Raw genomic sequence first — 14,231 nt, 5'->3', positions numbered from 1 at the left:
GCCCCGGCCCCCCGGTACACCCCCCCCCCCCCCCCCCGCCGGGGGGGGGGGGGGCCCCCCCCGTGGGCCCGGACCCGGGCCCGGCCCCCGACCGGGGGGGCCGGGGCCCGTCGCCGTGTCCGGGGAGGGCCGGAGCGGTGGTCAGAGCCGAACAACCTTGGTCACGGGGCCCACTTCTCCAGCAGGCCGCCCGAGCAGGCCGGGCAGGGGACCTCGAGCGCACGCCTGCACGTTCCGCACCCGGCGAAGCCGCCGCAGTCCGGGCACCAGACGGAGTGCCTGCCGCAGCAGTAGCCGCACAGATCCCCGAACGACCAGATGGACCGGGGCTTCCCGCCACCCGTACGGCCGGCCCGGGGTACCCGGTGCTTCCGTTCTGGTGGGGACGTCATACCGCTTCGTCCCCGGCGCTGGTCTTGACCTCCGATGCGAAGACCTGGCGCAGAATCAAACTGGTCGCACACTCGGCCTCATGGTTGCATTCCCGGCAATCTGCCGCGTGGGAGAGCCAGAGGAGCCGGGCGCCGGGCACGCTCATGTGCTCGGGCGCGCACGTGAGGCACGCGTACAGGCTCCAGCCGATCCCGTCCTCGGGTTCGACGTGCCGGATGGCGATCGGCTGGTCGGTGATCCGCCCGCAGTCCGAGCACATCCGGAGCGGCTTCTGCCGGCGCCGGGGGTTCCCGCTCATGCCGGGGTCCCCTGGAAGTCGATGCCGACCGTGGCGAGGAACAGGGCCGTGCGCCGGTCACGCCGGCGTCGGCGCTCCTGCTCCTCCTCGAAGCGGACGTAGTAGGGGCGGACCAGCGCCACGTCTTCGCCGCGCAGGTACCGGGGCTCTCGGGGGGAGCGGAGGACGGAGAGCCCTGCGCCGACCGGCTTGCTCGTGATCAGAAGCCGCCGCGCCGGAGAAGCCGTGGGAGGGGCGCGTCCGTTCGCCGGTCTGTCGGCACAGGCCCGGCGCCTGCCCGCGGAGGGCACGAGCCACGCGAGGAAGAGGGAAAGTACGCTACGCACGTCGGTCACTCCTTGGGTGATCGGCCACGCCCCGGGAGGTCTGGCCACCTCGCCGGGGTCTTTCTTGTGTGGGTACTGGTCGAGCTGTCGTGCCGTTGCCTGTTGCACTCGGGCGGGCATGGTGATCTTACGCGATATCGCGGTACCGCGAAACCGCACTACCGCGATAGCTCAATGGCGCGTAAGCGCGGACGCTGACGTCATGGATCTCGACCGCAGCAAGCCCGTATGGCCGCAGGTGGCAGACGAACTCCGTCGCCGTCTTGACGCTGGAAAGTACCCGGCAGGGGAACGCTTCCCCGGCACGGTGGACATCGCCGCCGAGTTCGACGTCAGTCAGTCCACTGCGCAGAAGGCCGTGGTCGCCCTGCGCGAAGAGGGCCGGATCTACACCGAGCTGGGTCGGGGCTCGTTCGTCACCAAGGAGGAGTGACGGCCCCGGCCGTCAGTGCCCCTCGGGATGCCTGCGCATCAGGGCGTTGCAGTCGGACACCGTGGTCATGTCGCCGCCTCGCCGAGCGCGAGCGCGCACGTCGGCCAGCTCGGCACATCCGGCGCATCCGTCGACGGGGGAGGGCTCTTGCTCGCTCGCGCGGTCCGGCAGCACCACCGGAGCGCTCGGGTAGGTCTTGGGTGTGGCGATCGACTCGGCCATGCTCGCTCCTCGCGTCGTCTGCGTGACAGCCACGCTAGGAAACCGGAGGGATCGGACCCAAGTGAGTTCTACGTGGTTGCACGCGGGTTCTCAGCCCAGCGCTTCCAGGGCGTTCGCGATCAGAGCACGGGCCTGTCCCCCGTAGACAGCCATCTTGTGCAGTTCCGTGAACGCCTTCAGATAGAGGGCGATCTCGCTGGGGGCGGTGACGGTGATCTTGGCTGACAGGAGTTCCACCAAGACGCGCCGATCGTCGTAGACGTTGAAGGACTCCAGGGTCCACATGCCGGTCCTGGGGCGCCCGGTAGGGATGATCCCGAGGGAGACGGCGGGCAACGACATGACCGAGAGCAGGTGCCCGAGCTGGCCCGCCATGCACTCGGCGTCCCCGATCTGGTAGCGGAGGACGGACTCCTCCAGCAACATGGTGAAGCGGTGGTCTCCTTCGTAGAGGACGCGGGCGCGCTTCATACGGCTTTCCACGGCGGCTTCGAGGTCGTCGGGGATGTCGTGGAACGTGCCGACGGTACGCAACAGCGCCGTGGCATACGCCGGCGTCTGGAAGAGGCCGGGGACCAAGAAGGACGCGTACGCACGTCGGAGCCTGGTCCGGTCGTTGAGCTTGCGGGAGGCTTCCTGCATGGGCAGGAGGCCACCTCGTTGGATTCGCCTCCACTCCACGTACGCGGCCTCGGCGGTCCGGGAGCGTGCGATGAGGTCGGCGGCCTGGTCATCGGCGCCGCACGCTCCGCACCAAGCGCGAATGTCCTGATCCGAAGGGGCGGTGACGCCGTTCTCCAGTCGCGACACCTTGGACTTGTGCCAGCCGCACTGGGAGGCCAGCTCGTGGCCGTGGAGGCCGGCGTCCTTCCGGAGCTCCTTCAGCCGCTCAGCCACGGCGGTACGTGCCTGAGCGGCGCTGGAGGACTGGGGGATGGGCAATGGACTACGTCACCGTGCTCAGATCGCGAACTCCTCGTGTGGGGTGGCGAGTTCCCAAACCGCCTTGAAGGCGTCGGAGCAGAGCCGCACGGTTGCCGGGTCGTCGTTCAGTTCGTGTCCAATCACTGCCCCGTCTCCAGACAGGTGGCCGAACCGGAGCAGCCGGTCGTCGAACAGCCAGAAGTCCGTTCCGGGCAGGGCCAGGCCGGTAGCCAGTCGACGCGGGAGCCAGCGAACCTCCTCGCCGGCTGCCAGGTTCAGGAAGGTACTGGCGTGCTCGAACCGGATGTACTCAGAGGGAGGGAGGGACACGATCCGCGCCCGCTGCACCCGTACGCCCCGCCGAACCGCCGACTGGATCATCTCCGTCCAGGGCCGCGCGTTCTCCGCCGCGTCAGGCGCGATGGTGCGGTGCTCCCGCCACGCGGCGAACTCCGCTGCCTCTCCCTCCACTCCGTAGTGGTCCCGCATCTCTATGCGGACCACGGAGTGCTGGGCTTCCGCCAGGAGATCAGAGAACGCGGGCACGTTCCTCTGCGTCATCGAGGGCCTTCCTGATCAGCGGCACCATGCGGGCCGGAATCCTGACGACGGCCTCCGTGTCGGGGAGGTTCCCCACCTGTCGGCATTCCGCTTCGGTGGCCTCGTCGGCCTTCCAGCCCTGGAAGACCAGGTCTGCCGTTGCGTCGTCCACGAACACGGACGGGCAGTCTTCCAACTTACTGTCGGGATCTTTGCCGAAGAAGACTAGAGCCATGGTCTTGCTCCCTGACTACTCGGTTGCGTCTGGTTGCACGAGCGTCAGTCGCTCGACCAAGCACGGTCAAGAGCTCCCTCGGCCAATCCGCGAGGGGGAGATAGGCGTCCCGGCTCCGGGTGGACGTGTCCCGCTTCGCCGTTTCTTCGTCGACGACGCGGCGGTGGGCCGCTTCCCGGCCCCGTACGACGACGGCCCCGGACCGGGAGGTCCGGGGCCGTCGTGCTCCGAGGAGGACCGGAGCGTCCGGGAGACCGTGGCGGGAATCGAACCCGCGTAACCCGCTTTGCAGGCGAGTCCCTGAGCCACTCGGGCACACGGTCGTGAGGTGGCGCGGTCGTGCGGTGGTGCGCTGGTACGACCGTAGGCGGGCGGTCCGCGGGGGCTCAAGGGCGTGCGGGGCCGTGCCACGCGACTGCCACACGCCCGCAACACTCCGTTCGCGGTCGTACGTCGGAGGACCGAGCGGGCACCGGTCCTCCGACAGGGGTCATTCAGGTCTACACCTCTTACCCTGGGGTGATGAGCGCCCTCGAACCCCGCGACGCCGACACCGGCGCCGCCACCGCCGGAAGTCCCCGGACCGGCCCCCGTACCGACCGCCCCGACGCCCCGGGGTCCGTCCTCGACCCGGCCCACCGGGCGCTCAGCATCGGCATCGTCTCCGTCGTCCTGCTCATCGCCTTCGAGGCGACCGCCGTCGGCACGGCCATGCCCGTCGCCGCCCGCGAGCTGAACGGCGTCTCCGTCTATGCCTTCGCCTTCTCCGCGTACTTCACCACCAGCCTCTTCGCCATGGTCCTGGCCGGCCAGTGGTCCGACCGGAACGGGCCGCTGGCACCCCTCACCACCGGCATCTCCGCCTTCGCCGCCGGACTGCTCCTCTCCGGGACCGCCGGCTCCATGTGGCTGTTCGTCCTCGGGCGGGCCGTGCAGGGCCTCGGCGGCGGCCTGGTCATCGTCGCCCTGTACGTGGTCGTCAGCCGCGCCTACGCCGAACACCTCAGGCCCGCGATCATGGCCGCCTTCGCCGCGAGCTGGGTCGTCCCCTCGGTCGTCGGCCCGCTCGCCTCCGGCACGATCACCGAGCACCTGGGCTGGCGCTGGGTCTTCACCGGCATCCCCGTCCTCGTCGTCCTGCCGCTCGCCCTCGCGCTCCCCGCGATACGCCGGACCGCCTCGGGACCCGCCGACCCGTCCGCGCCGCCCGTCCCCTGGAACCGGCGCCGCGTCCGGCTCGCCCTCGGCATCTCCGCGGGCGCCGGGCTCCTCCAGTACGCCGGGCAGGAGCTGCGCTGGCTGTCCCTGGTCCCCGCCGCCGCGGGCGCCGCGCTCCTCGTGCCCGCCGTGCGCGGCCTGCTGCCGCACGGCACCTACCGGGCCGCCCGGGGGCTGCCCTCGGTCGTCCTGCTGCGCGGGGTCGCCGCCGGGTCCTTCATCGCCGCCGAGTCCTTCGTACCCCTGATGCTGGTCACCCAGCGGGGCCTGAGCCCCACCCTCGCCGGCCTCTCCCTGGCCGTCGGCGGCCTCACCTGGGCGCTGGGCTCCTGGATCCAGTCCCGGCCGTGGACGGAGCCGTACCGGGAACGCCTCGTCGTCCTCGGCATGGTCCTGGTCGCGCTCGCGATCCTGACGGCGCCGAGCGTCCTGATCACCGCCGTCCCGGTGTGGACCGTCGCGGTCGCCTGGGCCTTCGGGTGCCTCGGCATGGGCGCCGTGATCTCCTCCACGAGCGTGCTCCTCCTGAAGCTCTCCGCGCCCGAGGAGGCGGGGACGAACTCCGCCGCCCTCCAGATCTCCGACGGCCTCTCCAACGTCCTGCTGCTCGCGATCGGCGGCGCGGCCTTCGCGGCCCTCGGCGGCGGCGCGGTGGGCCACGCCGTGACCTCCTCCACGGCCGCCACCGGCTCCCACCCGGGAGCCTTCGCGGCGGTCTTCCTGCCGATGGCCGCGGTGGCGGCGGCGGGGGCGTGGGTCGCCACGCGGTTGCACGGGGAGCCGGGACGGCCCGGGGGCCCGAAAGCTTCCTGACACCACGTGGTACCGCGCGGTACCATGACGTCATGGCCGGTCTCAACGTCAGGTTCACCGAGGAAGAGCTGGACGCCCTGCGCGAGCGGGCCGAGGCGGAGGGGCGCAGTATGCAGTCCTTCGCGCACGACGCCGTGATCCGGGCCGTGAACGAGCACGCGCGCCTCTTCGACGAGGCGGCCGAACACGTGCTGAAGGCCAGTGAGGAGCTGAACCGGAGGCTCGCGTGACGTACTACCTCACGCTTCCCGAGCTCCTGAACCTCGCGCGGCGGCTCGGTGCGGACGACGTGCGGGACTACGGTCTCCTCGACTCCGCCCTGGCGCGTCCGAAGTCGAGCGTGTTCGGCCAGGACGCCTACCCGGACGTCTGGCAGAAGGCGGCGGCGCTCATGGAATCGCTCGCCCGGAACCACGGGCTGGTGGACGGGAACAAGCGCATCGCCTGGTACGCGACCTGGGTCTTCCTCCACCTGAACGGACATCCCCTGGACTCGGCCTTCGACGTCGACGAAGCGGAGGCGTTCGTCCTGGACGTCTGCCAGGGCGCCCTCGACGTCCCCAAGATCGCCGCACAACTGCCCCGGTTCGCGCGCTGAACCGGGACCGCGACGTGAAGTGTGACGCTTGCCGCACCCGGGTGGCAGACCTCCCGCCGGGTACGAGGACCGGGCCCGGCCGCCGGTAAGGTGGCCCGGTTGTCATATCTGGACGAGCGCCGAACCGGAGATCGTGACTACCACCGCCACCTCCTCACACCACCTCTCTCCCGCCTTCCCCGGCCGCGCCCCCTGGGGCACCGCCGGAAAGCTGCGAGCCTGGCAGCAGGGAGCGATGGAGAAGTACATCCAGGAGCAGCCCCGCGACTTCCTCGCGGTCGCCACCCCCGGAGCCGGCAAGACCACCTTCGCGCTGACCCTCGCCTCGTGGCTCCTGCACCACCACGTCGTGCAGCAGATCACCGTGATCGCGCCCACCGAGCACCTCAAGAAGCAGTGGGCCGCCGCCGCCGCGCGGATAGGGATCAAGCTGGACCCGGAGTACAGCGCGGGGCCGCTCAGCAAGGAGTACGACGGCGTCGCCCTCACCTACGCGGGCGTCGGCGTCCGGCCCATGCTCCACCGCAACCGCTGCGAGCAGCGCAAGACCCTCGTCATCCTGGACGAGATCCACCACGCCGGTGACTCCAAGTCCTGGGGCGAGGCGTGCCTGGAGGCGTTCGAGCCCGCCACGCGCCGCCTCGCGCTCACCGGCACCCCCTTCCGCTCCGACACCAACCCCATCCCCTTCGTCACGTACGAGGAGGGGAACGACGGCATCCGCCGGTCGTCCGCGGACTACACGTACGGCTACGGCAACGCCCTCGGCGACGGGGTCGTGCGGCCGGTCATCTTCCTCTCCTACAGCGGCAACATGCGCTGGCGCACCAAGGCGGGCGACGAGATCGCCGCCCGCCTCGGCGAGCCGATGACCAAGGACGCCGTCTCGCAGGCGTGGCGCACCGCCCTGGACCCGCGCGGCGACTGGATGCCGAACGTGCTGCGCGCCGCCGACCGGCGCCTCACCGAGGTCCGCAAGTCCATCCCCGACGCGGGCGGCCTCGTGATCGCCTCCGACCAGGAGTCGGCCCGCGCGTACGCCAAGCTGATCCGCGAGATCACCGGCCACCGCGCCACCCTGGTCCTCTCCGACGACGCGGGCGCCTCCGGCCGCATCGACGAGTTCAGCGAGAGCGACGACCGCTGGATGGTCGCGGTCCGCATGGTCTCCGAGGGCGTCGACGTCCCGCGCCTCGCGGTCGGGGTGTACGCGACGACGATCTCGACCCCGCTCTTCTTCGCCCAGGCCGTCGGCCGCTTCGTGCGTTCCCGCAGGCGCGGCGAGACCGCCTCGGTGTTCCTCCCCACGATCCCCAGCCTCCTCGGCTTCGCCAACGAGATGGAGGTCGAGCGCGACCACATGCTCGACCGGCCGAAGAAGGCGGGCGAGGACGAGGACCCGTACGCCGAGTCCGAGAAGGAGATGGCGGAGGCCGAGAAGCAGCAGGACGAGGACACCGGCGAGCAGGACATGCTGCCCTTCGAGGCCCTGGAGTCCGACGCCGTCTTCGACCGCGTCCTCTACAACAGCGCCGAGTTCGGCATGCAGGCCCACCCCGGGAGCGAGGAGGAGCAGGACTACCTCGGCATCCCCGGACTCCTCGAACCCGACCAGGTCCAGCTCCTCCTCCAGAAGCGGCAGGCCCGGCAGATCGCGCACAGCCGCAAGAAGCCGGACACCGAGGCGGACCTGCTGGAACTGCCCGCCGAGCGGCGGCCCGTCGTCTCCCACAAGGAGCTGCTCGAACTGCGCAAGCAGCTCAACACGATGGTCGGCGCGTACGTCCACCAGAGCGGCAAACCGCACGGCGTCATCCACACCGAGCTGCGCCGGGTGTGCGGCGGCCCGCCGAGCGCGGAGGCCACCGCCGGGCAGATCCGGGAACGGATCAAGAAGGTGCAGGAGTGGGCCACCCGTATGCGGTGACCCCCTGTGAACGGCCGGCCGGGGCCCGTGCGCGGAGACGCGTACGGGCCCCGGCCGCGTCGCTCGCGGACCGGGGCGGGGGTCTGGGCGGGGGCCCGGGCGGGGACCTGAGCGGGGCCCGGGCGGCGATCCCGTGACCGACCTCCCGAGCCCCCTCGCCCCCCTCCCGACCACCCTCCCGGCCGGTCCGCGGACCGCCCCGCGCCCCCGCGCGACAAAGCCGATCTTGTCCGCCGAAGTCCCTCGTCGGACCGGTAAAAGTCCCGAACCGCCTTCATCCGGTCGCCCATGACCGGATTCTGGACGAGGTCTTCCGCTGAGCGGAGCGGGTCGCTACTGTCCCGGCTCAAAAGCAATCGCCCCGTGGCAGCGCCGCCGCGGAGCGCAGCCGGTGTACCCCTTCCTGCCGGCGGCCTCTGACGTGCGTCGCCGCGGGACCGGCGAGGCAACCCCCGTGAGAGTCCCGCCTCCACTCACTCCGAAGGAGAGGGCGTCGTGACCGCGGAGACCTCCCAGACGCTCGACCGGGGACTCAGAGTCCTCAAGCTGCTCGCCGACACCGACCACGGTCTGACCGTCACCGAGTTGTCCAACAAACTCGGCGTCAACCGGACCGTGGTCTACCGCCTCCTCGCCACGCTCGAACAGCACGCCCTCGTCCGGCGCGACCTCGGCGGGCGCGCCCGCGTCGGCCTGGGCGTGCTGCGGCTCGGGCGCCAGGTCCACCCCCTGGTGCGGGAGGCGGCGCTGCCCGCGCTGCGCTCGCTCGCCGAGGACATAGGGGCGACGGCCCACCTCACCCTGGTCGACGGGGCGGAGGCGCTGGCGGTCGCGGTCGTCGAACCGACCTGGACGGACTACCACGTGGCCTACCGGGCCGGCTTCCGCCACCCGCTGGACCGGGGCGCGGCCGGCCGCGCGATCCTCGCCGCCCGCCAGGGCGGCCTGACCGAACCCGGCTACACCCTCACCCACGGCGAACTGGAGGCCGGCGCGAGCGGCGCGGCCGCCCCGCTGGTCGGCGTCACCGGCGTCGAGGGCAGCGTCGGCGTCGTCATGCTCGCGGACGCGGTGCCGGAGCGGGTGGGACCCCGCGTGGTGGACGCGGCCCGGGAGGTCGCGGACGCGCTCCGCTGAGGCGCGGGACGGTGCCGTCAGCCCGGCGTGGCGTCGGACGTCATGCGGGGCACGGTACCTCCGGCGCTCTCCGGGGGCGCCGGCGCCCCCGGACCTGGAACACGGCCGTGACGAGGAGCGGTCCGCGCCCGGCCCCGCCCCGGCGTGCGCCCCCGCCCCCGCCCCGGTGCGCGCCCCAGTAGATTGGGGGCGTGTTCTCCAGCCTCTCCCGTCCCCGCGCCCTCGCGCTCTGCGCGCTGCCCGTCGTCGCGCTCTTCGCCGCCGTCGGGCTCGCGCCGCTGCCGTACGCGATCGCGCAGCCCGGTTCGACCGCCGACGTGCTCGGCGCGGACAGGGGGCAGGAGGTCATCACCATCACCGGCGCCCCGGTCCGGAAGACCGGCGGGCAGCTGAGGATGACGACGATCCTCGCGACCGGGCCGTCCGCGGACATCCGCTTCACGGACGTGGCCGACGCCTGGTTCCGCACCGACCGGGCCGTCCTGCCGAAGAGTTCCGTCTACCCCTCGGGGAAGTCGGACGCGGAGGTCGAGGAGCACAACCTCGGCCAGATGAAGGAGTCGCAGGACGCCGCCGCGCTCGCCGCCCTCGGCCACCTGAAGAAGGACCCCGCGAAGGTGAAGGTGACCCTGCACCTCGCGGACATCGGCGGCCCCAGCGCCGGTCTCCTCTTCTCCCTCGGCATCGTCGACAAGCTCGACGGGAACGGCGCCGGCGGCGACCTCACCGGCGGCCGGACCGTCGCCGGTACGGGCACGATCGCCCCGGACGGGAAGGTCGGCGCCGTCGGCGGCGTCTCCCTCAAGACGCAGGCCGCCGCCCGGGACGGCGCCACCGTCTTCCTGGTGCCGAAGGCGGAGTGCTCGGACGCGGAGGCCGAGCTGCCGAAGGGGCTGCGGCTGGTTCCCGTCACCGCCCTCGACGACGCGGTGGCCTCCCTCAGGGCCCTGGGGCAGGGGCAGGAGTCGAAGGTCCCGTCCTGCTGACGTCCTCGGCGGGGCCGGTGGGGCCGGCCTTCGGCGGGGCGTCCATGCCGCGCCAGGCCGGGAAGAGCATCGGCGAGAGCGTCACGAGGAAGTAGAGCGTCCCGATCCCGAGCAGCGTCGCCGTCAGCCCGCCCCGCTCGACCAGGAGACCCGCCACGAGCGCGCCCAGTGGGTTCGTGAGCAGCACGCCCGCCGTACTCGCGCCCATGACCCGGCTGCGCAGCTCGTCGGGCACCTGCTCGTAGGCAACGGTGGTCAGGATCGGATTGAGGACCCCGACGCCGAGCCCCGACGCCGCGAGGGTCACCAGGAGCGGCGCGGTGGTGTCGGTAAGGGCGGCCACCACATATGGCGGGGCGCCGCCTATCAGGAAGCCCGCCGTGAACACGGCCCGGCGCGGGAAACGCTCCCCGATCGCCCCGTAGAGCAGGGCGCCCGCCAGGGCGCAGCCGGCGAAGACCGAGACGAGCAGGCCCTGCGCGGCGGGTCCATCGAGATTCTCCCGGGAGTGGACCGGCAGCAGCACCGAACTCCAGCTCTGACTGAGTCCGTTGGTCACCATCACCATGGCCGTGATCCCGAGCATGAGCCGGGCGCGGAACAGGAAGGAGTACCCCTCGCGCAGATCGGCGCGATAGCGGGCGACGGAGAGCCGGGGTCCGGCGCGCAGGGGTTCCGCCGACGGCACCCCGCGCAGGGTCGCCGTGACGAGCAGCGCGGAGACGGCGAAGGTGGCCGCGTCGACGTACAGCACGGTGCCGGGGCCCATGAACGCGACGAGCAGACCGGCGATCGCGGCGCCCGTCATCCGGGCCCCGCGCGCCACCGCGTCGTACAGGCTGGCGGCCCGGGTGAGTGAGGTCCCGGCCTGCCCGGCCAGGTCGGGGACGAGAACGTGCCGGGCCATCTCGCCGGGCGCGTGGAACAGGCCCGTGACCGCCATCAGCGCGCAGAGCATCCAGAACCGGAGGAGCCCTGTCTGGTGCAGGAGCGGGATCGCGGTGAGCGCGAGGCCGCAGACCAGGTCGGAGGTGATGCTGACTCGACGGCGGCCGAGGCGGTCGATGACCGGTCCGCCGGCGACGGCGGCGAGCACGACGGGGACGGCCGCGCAGAAGGCGACCAGTCCGGCCTTGCCGGGGCTTCCCGTGGTCTCCAGCGCGAACCACGGGACGCCGATGAGCGTGAGTGAATTGCCGGTGACCGACACGGTGTTGGAGGCCAGGACGCCGACCAGCGGAGTGCGGCCGTTCTGTTTTGCTTTTGTCGTCATGTGGTGTCCCCCCGGCCCCGCTCCCCCCGGTTCGCTCACGCGGCCAAGGCGGCCGGGTGGTGGGCGGGGGTGACCAGCCGCAGGCCCAGCTCGACGAGTTTCCAGCCCAGTTGGGTGCGGAGGGCCGGGACGCGCGCGGGGGAGACCGGTCGGGTGACGGCGGCCGCGTGCCGGAGCTCCTCGGCGGTCAGCGCGTGCAGCTGGAGGTGGATGTCGGGATGCATGATGCGGGTCCTTCCGTGGGTGCGGGCGGTGACGGTGAGGATGGAGCGCTGCGGTGAGGGCGGTGGGGCGAGGGGCGGGCGGCGCAGTAGCCGACGGACGCGCGGGGCGGGGCTCGGATCAGTCCTCGCGCTGCGGGAACGCGTGGAAGTGGATCCGCACGCGCTCGGCGTCCGGTGCGTCCTTCTCCTCGACGTCCTGGTACGACTCGATGAGCGCGTGTATCCGCTCGTCCAGCTCGCGCAGCTTCTCGGCCGGAAGGCGCAGCGTGAAGTCGCTCATGTCGGAGGCACCGAGCCAGCTCTCGTGCCAGTCGTGCCGGGTGCCGAGGTAGGTGTTCAGCTCCTGGGTGTGGATGTTGGCGATCTCGTGGGTGTAGACCGCGATGGCGCCCCGAACCTCCGGGTCCGGGTTCTTGTAGAGCGACTCGTCGAAGGTCGTGCTCTGCAGGGTCGCCTTCCACCAGCGCTCCCGGCCCTTGCCGAGCGCCGGGTCGTCCTCGACGAAGCCGTGGGCCGCGAGCTGGCGCAGGTGGTAGCTGGTCGCGCCGCTGGACTCGCCGAGCCGCTCGGCCAGTTGGGAGGCGGTGGCGGGACCGCTCCGGCGAAGGATGCGCAGCAGCTGGATCCGGAGCGGGTGGGCGAGCCCGCGCAGGGAACGCGGGTTCAAGGTACGGCTCAGGTGCTCTTCGGGCTCGGACATGCCTGAATCGTAGAGTTGCAAAGAAAGAGTTGCAAGGGGTTCTTTGCATCCTCTTCTTTGCAGAGTCCTTTTTGCATTGACTCCTCCGCGTCGGCCCCTCGTGCCTACCCGCCCGCCGCCTGCTCCACCAGCGGGATGATCCGCAGCGGCACCGGGTTCTCCATCACGATCGCCGTGGACGCCCGCACGATCCCCTCGAAGGCCACCACCTTGTCGATCACCCGCTGGAGGTCCGCGTTGGAGCGGGCGACCAGGCGGCAGAGCATGTCGCCGTGGCCCGTGGTCGTGTGCAGCTCCAGGACCTCCGGCACCGTCGCCAGGTGCCCCCGCACGTCCGCGCCCTGCCCCTGCTTGATCTCCAGGGTCGCGAAGGCCGTCACCGGATAGCCCAGCGCCGCCGGGTCCACCTGCGGGCCGAACCCCCGGATCACCCCGGCCGACTGGAGCCGGTCCAGGCGCGCCTGCACCGTCCCGCGCGCCACCCCCAGCCGCCGGGACGCCTCCAGGACGCCGATGCGCGGCTCGCGCGCGAGGAGCGCGATCAGCCGTCCGTCCAGATGATCGATCGCCACAGCGGCCTCCCCGTGGTCAGGATGTACAAGTCGCACGGCCACCTTGGCGGATCGCTGTACACATTGACCAGAGGATCAGCGAACTATTGCGCACCTTGCGAACCGGCGGGACGCTTCTCCCATGACTGAGACCATCGATCACACCCCCTCCACGGCGCGGCAGGCCGATCCCTTCCCCGTGAAGGGAATGGACGCGGTCGTCTTCGCCGTCGGCAACGCCAAGCAGGCCGCCCACTACTACTCCACGGCCTTCGGCATGAAGCTGGTCGCCTACTCCGGACCGGAGAACGGCAGCCGCGAGACCGCGAGCTACGTCCTCACCAACGGTGCCGCGCGCTTCGTGTTCACCTCCGTCATCAAGGCGTCCACCGACCGGGGCCGCTTCCTCGCCGAGCACGTCGCCGAGCACGGCGACGGCGTCGTGGACCTGGCGATCGAGGTCCCGGACGCCCGCGCCGCCTACGCGTACGCCGTCGAGCACGGCGCCACCGGCGTCGCCGAGCCGTACGAGGTCGAGGACGAGCACGGCAAGGTCGTCCTCGCCGCCATCGCCACCTACGGCAAGACCCGCCACACCCTGGTCGAGCGCTCCCACTACGACGGCCCGTACCTGCCGGGCTTCGTCTCCGCGAACCCGATCGTGGAGCCCCCGGCCAAGCGCACCTTCCAGGCCATCGACCACTGCGTCGGCAACGTCGAACTCGGCCGGATGAACGAGTGGGTCGGCTTCTACAACGAGGTCATGGGCTTCACGAACATGAAGGAGTTCGTGGGCGACGACATCGCGACCGAGTACTCGGCGCTGATGTCCAAGGTCGTCGCGGACGGCACCCTCAAGGTGAAGTTCCCGATCAACGAGCCCGCGATCGCGAAGAAGAAGTCGCAGATCGACGAGTACCTGGAGTTCTACGGCGGCGCCGGCGTCCAGCACATCGCGCTCGCCACGAACGACATCGTCGCCACCGTCCGCACCATGCGGGCCGCCGGCGTCCAGTTCCTCGACACCCCCGACTCGTACTACGACACCCTCGGCGAGTGGGCGGGCGAGACCCGCGTCCCGGTCGAGACCCTGCGCGAGCTGAAGATCCTGGTGGACCGCGACGAGGACGGCTACCTGCTCCAGATCTTCACCAAGCCGGTCCAGGACCGCCCGACCGTCTTCTTCGAGATGATCGAGCGCCACGGCTCGATGGGCTTCGGCAAGGGCAACTTCAAGGCCCTGTTCGAGGCGATCGAGCGCGAGCAGGAGAAGCGCGGCAACCTCTGAGGCCCGCCTCCGCGCGGCGCGGGGGCCCGGGGCAGCACCCCGGACCCCCGCGCCCCTCCACGCGCGCGTGCCCGCCCCGCCGGCCGGGGTCGCGGGAGACGACGGGGCTCCCGCGCCTCCCGGCGCGTCTCGGACGCCACGCGCG

General features: G+C 71.6%; 18 protein-coding genes and 1 tRNA gene. 8 read left to right on the top strand and 11 right to left on the bottom strand.

Translation table 11 applies throughout. The features are described from left to right. Positions 1-388: 388 nt before the first annotated feature. A complete protein-coding gene (locus ACFYZY_RS07690; RefSeq protein WP_388690470.1) occupies positions 389-691 on the bottom strand; it encodes a hypothetical protein in 303 nt (100 codons plus the stop codon). Continuing rightward, a complete protein-coding gene (locus ACFYZY_RS07685; protein ID WP_388690467.1) occupies positions 688-1,017 on the bottom strand; it encodes a hypothetical protein in 330 nt (109 codons plus the stop codon). Before ACFYZY_RS07685 ends, ACFYZY_RS07690 begins: the two co-directional genes overlap by 4 nt. A 202-nt stretch (positions 1,018-1,219) precedes the next feature. Here ACFYZY_RS07685 and ACFYZY_RS07680 point away from each other — a divergent pair, with 202 nt between their 5' ends. After that, positions 1,220-1,450 (top strand): GntR family transcriptional regulator, encoded by a 231-nt coding sequence (locus tag ACFYZY_RS07680; RefSeq protein WP_388690464.1) that lies wholly within the window; start codon positions 1,220-1,222, stop codon positions 1,448-1,450. Between the two features lie 12 nt (positions 1,451-1,462). Here ACFYZY_RS07680 and ACFYZY_RS07675 read toward each other — a convergent pair whose 3' ends face one another. The 5 genes from ACFYZY_RS07675 to ACFYZY_RS07655 all read right to left on the bottom strand — a co-directional run bounded on the left by ACFYZY_RS07675 (position 1,463) and on the right by ACFYZY_RS07655 (position 3,694). Further along, entirely contained in the window at positions 1,463-1,672 is a 210-nt protein-coding gene (locus ACFYZY_RS07675; protein WP_388690461.1) for a hypothetical protein, read from the bottom strand. A 90-nt stretch (positions 1,673-1,762) separates the two neighbouring features. Continuing rightward, entirely contained in the window at positions 1,763-2,569 is an 807-nt protein-coding gene (locus tag ACFYZY_RS07670) for a helix-turn-helix domain-containing protein (RefSeq protein WP_388690458.1), read from the bottom strand. Positions 2,570-2,632: 63 nt separating this feature from the next. Continuing rightward, the gene (locus ACFYZY_RS07665; RefSeq protein WP_388690456.1) at positions 2,633-3,157 is read right to left on the bottom strand and encodes a DUF6879 family protein; all 525 of its coding nucleotides are present in this window, start codon (positions 3,155-3,157) and stop codon (positions 2,633-2,635) included. Beyond that, complete coding sequence (locus ACFYZY_RS07660) at positions 3,126-3,371, bottom strand: hypothetical protein (RefSeq protein WP_388690453.1); 246 nt, start codon at positions 3,369-3,371, stop codon at positions 3,126-3,128. The genes ACFYZY_RS07665 and ACFYZY_RS07660 overlap by 32 nt, the downstream gene beginning before the upstream one ends. 251 nt (positions 3,372-3,622) lie before the next feature. Beyond that, positions 3,623-3,694 (bottom strand) — tRNA-Cys (locus tag ACFYZY_RS07655). Positions 3,695-3,893: 199 nt separating this feature from the next. Here ACFYZY_RS07655 and ACFYZY_RS07650 point away from each other — a divergent pair. The 6 genes from ACFYZY_RS07650 (at position 3,894) to ACFYZY_RS07625 (ending at position 10,050) form a co-directional block, all read left to right on the top strand. Continuing rightward, entirely contained in the window at positions 3,894-5,402 is a 1,509-nt protein-coding gene (locus ACFYZY_RS07650; RefSeq protein ID WP_388690451.1) for an MFS transporter, read from the top strand. A 32-nt stretch (positions 5,403-5,434) separates the two neighbouring features. Continuing rightward, a complete protein-coding gene (locus ACFYZY_RS07645) occupies positions 5,435-5,632 on the top strand; it encodes an Arc family DNA-binding protein (RefSeq protein WP_388690448.1) in 198 nt (65 codons plus the stop codon). Beyond that, entirely contained in the window at positions 5,629-6,000 is a 372-nt protein-coding gene (locus ACFYZY_RS07640) for a type II toxin-antitoxin system death-on-curing family toxin (RefSeq protein WP_388690445.1), read from the top strand. The genes ACFYZY_RS07645 and ACFYZY_RS07640 overlap by 4 nt, the downstream gene beginning before the upstream one ends. A gap of 130 nt (positions 6,001-6,130) precedes the next feature. Then, positions 6,131-7,927: a DEAD/DEAH box helicase gene (locus ACFYZY_RS07635; RefSeq protein WP_388690636.1), complete on the top strand. Its 1,797-nt coding sequence runs from the start codon at positions 6,131-6,133 to the stop codon at positions 7,925-7,927. A 495-nt stretch (positions 7,928-8,422) separates the two neighbouring features. Further along, a complete protein-coding gene (locus tag ACFYZY_RS07630) occupies positions 8,423-9,064 on the top strand; it encodes an IclR family transcriptional regulator (RefSeq protein WP_053648453.1) in 642 nt (213 codons plus the stop codon). Positions 9,065-9,255: 191 nt separating this feature from the next. Further along, on the top strand, positions 9,256-10,050 hold the full coding sequence (locus ACFYZY_RS07625) for a S16 family serine protease (RefSeq protein ID WP_388690441.1): 795 nt from the start codon (positions 9,256-9,258) through the stop codon (positions 10,048-10,050). On the opposite strand, the gene ACFYZY_RS07620 is transcribed toward ACFYZY_RS07625, so the two are convergent. The 4 genes from ACFYZY_RS07620 to ACFYZY_RS07605 all read right to left on the bottom strand — a co-directional run bounded on the left by ACFYZY_RS07620 (position 10,004) and on the right by ACFYZY_RS07605 (position 12,819). Then, positions 10,004-11,323: an MFS transporter gene (locus ACFYZY_RS07620; RefSeq protein WP_388690438.1), complete on the bottom strand. Its 1,320-nt coding sequence runs from the start codon at positions 11,321-11,323 to the stop codon at positions 10,004-10,006. The genes ACFYZY_RS07625 and ACFYZY_RS07620 overlap by 47 nt on opposite strands. A gap of 35 nt (positions 11,324-11,358) precedes the next feature. Next, positions 11,359-11,547 (bottom strand): hypothetical protein, encoded by a 189-nt coding sequence (locus ACFYZY_RS07615; protein ID WP_388690436.1) that lies wholly within the window; start codon positions 11,545-11,547, stop codon positions 11,359-11,361. 118 nt (positions 11,548-11,665) lie between these two features. Continuing rightward, positions 11,666-12,247 (bottom strand): ArsR/SmtB family transcription factor, encoded by a 582-nt coding sequence (locus ACFYZY_RS07610; RefSeq protein ID WP_388690433.1) that lies wholly within the window; start codon positions 12,245-12,247, stop codon positions 11,666-11,668. A 104-nt stretch (positions 12,248-12,351) separates the two neighbouring features. Beyond that, complete coding sequence (locus ACFYZY_RS07605; RefSeq protein WP_388690430.1) at positions 12,352-12,819, bottom strand: Lrp/AsnC family transcriptional regulator; 468 nt, start codon at positions 12,817-12,819, stop codon at positions 12,352-12,354. A 121-nt stretch (positions 12,820-12,940) separates the two neighbouring features. Here ACFYZY_RS07605 and hppD point away from each other — a divergent pair, with 121 nt between their 5' ends. After that, positions 12,941-14,086 (top strand): 4-hydroxyphenylpyruvate dioxygenase, encoded by a 1,146-nt coding sequence (gene hppD, locus ACFYZY_RS07600; RefSeq protein ID WP_388690427.1) that lies wholly within the window; start codon positions 12,941-12,943, stop codon positions 14,084-14,086. Positions 14,087-14,231 lie beyond the last annotated feature (145 nt).

Origin of the sequence: Streptomyces sp. NPDC001744 (genome assembly GCF_042892575.1) — a bacterium.
Taxonomy (GTDB): Bacteria; Actinomycetota; Actinomycetes; order Streptomycetales; family Streptomycetaceae; genus Streptomyces.
The sequence above is the reverse complement of the archived record's forward strand: the minus strand, read 5'-3'. Positions and strand labels throughout refer to the sequence as shown.

Coding starts and splice junctions, on each gene's coding strand:
- ACFYZY_RS07665 (WP_388690456.1), bottom strand. CDS start 3,157: ATGACGCAGAGGAACGTGCCCGCGTTCTCTGATCTCCTGGCGGAAGCC.
- ACFYZY_RS07615 (WP_388690436.1), bottom strand. CDS start 11,547: ATGCATCCCGACATCCACCTCCAGCTGCACGCGCTGACCGCCGAGGAG.
- hppD (WP_388690427.1), top strand. CDS start 12,941: ATGACTGAGACCATCGATCACACCCCCTCCACGGCGCGGCAGGCCGAT.
- ACFYZY_RS07620 (WP_388690438.1), bottom strand. CDS start 11,323: ATGACGACAAAAGCAAAACAGAACGGCCGCACTCCGCTGGTCGGCGTC.
- ACFYZY_RS07690 (WP_388690470.1), bottom strand. CDS start 691: ATGAGCGGGAACCCCCGGCGCCGGCAGAAGCCGCTCCGGATGTGCTCG.
- ACFYZY_RS07645 (WP_388690448.1), top strand. CDS start 5,435: ATGGCCGGTCTCAACGTCAGGTTCACCGAGGAAGAGCTGGACGCCCTG.
- ACFYZY_RS07660 (WP_388690453.1), bottom strand. CDS start 3,371: ATGGCTCTAGTCTTCTTCGGCAAAGATCCCGACAGTAAGTTGGAAGAC.
- ACFYZY_RS07650 (WP_388690451.1), top strand. CDS start 3,894: ATGAGCGCCCTCGAACCCCGCGACGCCGACACCGGCGCCGCCACCGCC.
- ACFYZY_RS07675 (WP_388690461.1), bottom strand. CDS start 1,672: ATGGCCGAGTCGATCGCCACACCCAAGACCTACCCGAGCGCTCCGGTG.
- ACFYZY_RS07610 (WP_388690433.1), bottom strand. CDS start 12,247: ATGTCCGAGCCCGAAGAGCACCTGAGCCGTACCTTGAACCCGCGTTCC.
- ACFYZY_RS07680 (WP_388690464.1), top strand. CDS start 1,220: ATGGATCTCGACCGCAGCAAGCCCGTATGGCCGCAGGTGGCAGACGAA.